Consider the following 2,985-nt stretch of genomic DNA (forward strand, 5'->3'; position numbering starts at 1 on the left):
ATTATTATTAACTTTCTGCCTAAGATCAGAATCTACAATTAATAAAAATAAACGAATAAATATAGGAATAAATAGCATAAAAACACTTTGTAACATGTAACAAGTTACATGTTTTCAGGTTGTTATGATGATTTCATTAACCATAATTACAACAATAATGCACACGATTAGCCTACTTATTAAAAATAGCCCTATAATACTGTAATATCCCAGAAAAAATAAATGGTACCATGACCAAGTCTGATAAAAGAGATAAATTGTGATTAAAAAAATAATAATAGTATTATATAACTATATTTTATAAAAAAATATAAATAAAGTTATAAACGGATGCGCATAAGAGGTTTGAAATAATGGACTATATAAATTATACTAAAAATACGATGAATAGTCCTAAAAAAAAGACTTGAAGTAAAATGTTAAGTAATTGTATAAGTATAAATTTAAATAAGGGACTAAGTATAAAGATATTTAAAGAGCTAAATACTTTAATATTTAAATTTACGTATAATATCTACTTTATTAGTAAAACAACACCTAACGGTATTTGTTGACCAAATGTGTTACTACCTTTATAAGTGTAAATATAAGTATAAATAGACCTGTAAATAGGAATATAAATATTAGAGCTAATAATAACTATTAATATAAAAAGGAGCGATTAGAAATGGCGAACACAAAAACACAAAAACCATTAAGCATTTCAAAGACAAAAAGTGAGAATATCGTAGAGTGGATTGTAAACGAAGTACATTGGAAATTGCTGGCAGATAATTTAGATAAAAAGAAGTCGACAATTTTTGTATACAAGAAACAAATCAAAGAAATGTCAGAAGAAAAAAGTGCATTTTATGCATTAGGAGAAGTTTTCACGCTTAATCAATTAAATGCTGTTATAGAGCTGTTTAACGACCATGTAGAACACCCTGAAAAGTATGAAAAACCTAGAACTAAGAAAGAAGTTAACATTGAAAAACAAGCCGAAGTTGTGAAAAAACACATGAAAGAAATGAATATGGATTATTTAAAGCCTAAAAAAGGTGAAAGAGAGAACGAAAAACAAGAAAAATCTGTTGATAACGAAGAGGAAAAGTCAGAAAATCTACAAAGTACAAAAGATGTATTAAGAAAGCATGCGAAACAAGCTCAAAAAGCACGTGAAGAGATTAATAAGTTAGCCCCTAATAGTGAAGAGAGAAAGCGTAAAGAAGCAGAGTTTGAGGCGAATCAAGTTGATAGAATCAAAGAGTTTTGGCAAAGCAAGCGAAAAAACAAAGAGGAGTGATCGTATGGAGAAAGTATGGCGATATACGATCGATTTACCGCCAATGGGCACACCTAGACCGAACCACAGGTTTATAGAGGGCGGTAAGACGATTACTTACTATCCTCAAAAGTATGTAGAATATATGGATGCAGTACAGGCACAGTTAAAGCGTGATAATGCGATAAATGACGATTTTTTTGAGGTTATGAATACTCCGTTAGGAGTTAAAGCAGAAGTTGCATTCTATGTACAAGCCCCTAAATCTCAGAAGAAAATTAAAAATATAATGCGTACTACAGCGCCTGATATAGACAATTTACTTAAAGCAGCAATGGACAGCATATTCAAAGGATTAAAAGTCAAAGATAGCCGAATCACAATGGTATCGATGGCTAAATTTCAAGAGATGGAGAATCCAAGGACAGAAATTGTGCTAAGGGGGATTGAGTAATGGCAAAGACTAATTTAGATAAATTTTTAGTGATTGAAGAGATGATGAATGAAGCTCAGAATTTAATGGAAACATATTTAGATGCTTTACATGAACGTTATGAGTATATGCTTGTGTTAAGGAAAGAATATACAGGGTTATCTGCTGCACTAGCAAAAGTACAGCAACGAGTTATTAAGCAAGGAGACAAGCTAGAAATAGACGAAGATGTAAAGAATGTAGCGCGAAGTGCTAGAGAGCGTATAGACGAGCATATAGAAGCTTTAGAAGAAGAATATGAAGAAGATAACCAATCGTTGATAAGACAGCTTAAATTAGCACGAGAACAGTTAGAGGGGAAATTAGACGAAGATAGTATAGGTGAGGCTTGGCGACTCTTAAAAGTGCGTAAAATAAAAGTCGAAGAATTGAATGTGCTGATGGACTTAATAGATGCTATGGAGAGCGGGCAACAAGAGACAAGTGAAAGCATTGTAAAGAAGATAGAGAGACTAAGAAGCGAATATACAGATGGATTTGTACGGTATAGAGAGGCATTAGAACAAGGAGAAGACGTACAAAAAGAAGTTGATGATGTTATCGCTGATTTAGAAGATGTAGGCTATATAAAAGAGTCTGAGATGCTATTAGAAGCACGTCCTAGCATAGTAGAAGATAGAGTTAAAAGACCAGATCCTCAACCGCTTCTAGACCTTTTAACCCCCATCAAAAGCGCAGGATTAGAGTATTTTCAAAGCAGAAATAAAAATTCACACTCATACGATTTGAGTGCAGCATTTGCGAAAGAACTAGCGTATGTAAGAAGAGCGCTTCTAGAAAATCGAGAATTTATCGGTACTAGCAATGCATTCAACCGCATGAACGCAGCGTTTGATGAACTTTCAGGTTACATGTATGAAAGGTTTCATCAGCTAGGAGGCTTGCCAGAGAATTATCATGGGCATGATAACAGATAGCAGACCATCATAAGAGGTGTCATACATTGATATGGCGCCTTTTTTTGTTGTGTTCGAAGATGGAAAAATAAGAAAAAACAAGAGCAAAACAAACAGTCCAAAAAACAGGACTAAAATAATGTAATTAGAATGGAAATAAAAGCCTAGGAAGAGGAAAAATAATAGAAATTACATCGAAAAATAGAAGAAGAACGAAAAATCAACAAAATAATCGACAATATAAAAATTGCAGAGAAGAAACAGAAATCATGCAGTCCAAAATTTCGAACCAAAAAGAAACGAAAATAAATGAAGTCCGAAAATATAGACCG

3 protein-coding genes are annotated in these 2,985 nt (G+C 32.7%); all 3 read left to right on the top strand.

The features are described from left to right. Positions 1-667 precede the first annotated feature (667 nt). From G8Y85_RS05190 to G8Y85_RS05200, 3 genes are read left to right on the top strand one after another with little or no spacing between them, the layout of a single operon-like run. Entirely contained in the window at positions 668-1,285 is a 618-nt protein-coding gene (locus G8Y85_RS05190) for a hypothetical protein (RefSeq protein ID WP_143564835.1), read from the top strand. Between the two features lie 4 nt (positions 1,286-1,289). Further along, on the top strand, positions 1,290-1,718 hold the full coding sequence (locus tag G8Y85_RS05195) for a RusA family crossover junction endodeoxyribonuclease (RefSeq protein WP_165805525.1): 429 nt from the start codon (positions 1,290-1,292) through the stop codon (positions 1,716-1,718). Then, positions 1,718-2,674, top strand: coding sequence for a hypothetical protein (locus G8Y85_RS05200; protein WP_165805526.1), 957 nt, complete (start codon positions 1,718-1,720; stop codon positions 2,672-2,674). Before G8Y85_RS05195 ends, G8Y85_RS05200 begins: the two co-directional genes overlap by 1 nt. Positions 2,675-2,985: the final 311 nt, after the last annotated feature.

Origin of the sequence: Staphylococcus sp. 11007852, from assembly GCF_011394325.1 — a bacterium.
Taxonomy (GTDB): Bacteria; Bacillota; Bacilli; order Staphylococcales; family Staphylococcaceae; genus Staphylococcus; species Staphylococcus agnetis.

Coding starts and splice junctions, on each gene's coding strand:
- G8Y85_RS05190 (WP_143564835.1), top strand. CDS start 668: ATGGCGAACACAAAAACACAAAAACCATTAAGCATTTCAAAGACAAAA.
- G8Y85_RS05195 (WP_165805525.1), top strand. CDS start 1,290: ATGGAGAAAGTATGGCGATATACGATCGATTTACCGCCAATGGGCACA.
- G8Y85_RS05200 (WP_165805526.1), top strand. CDS start 1,718: ATGGCAAAGACTAATTTAGATAAATTTTTAGTGATTGAAGAGATGATG.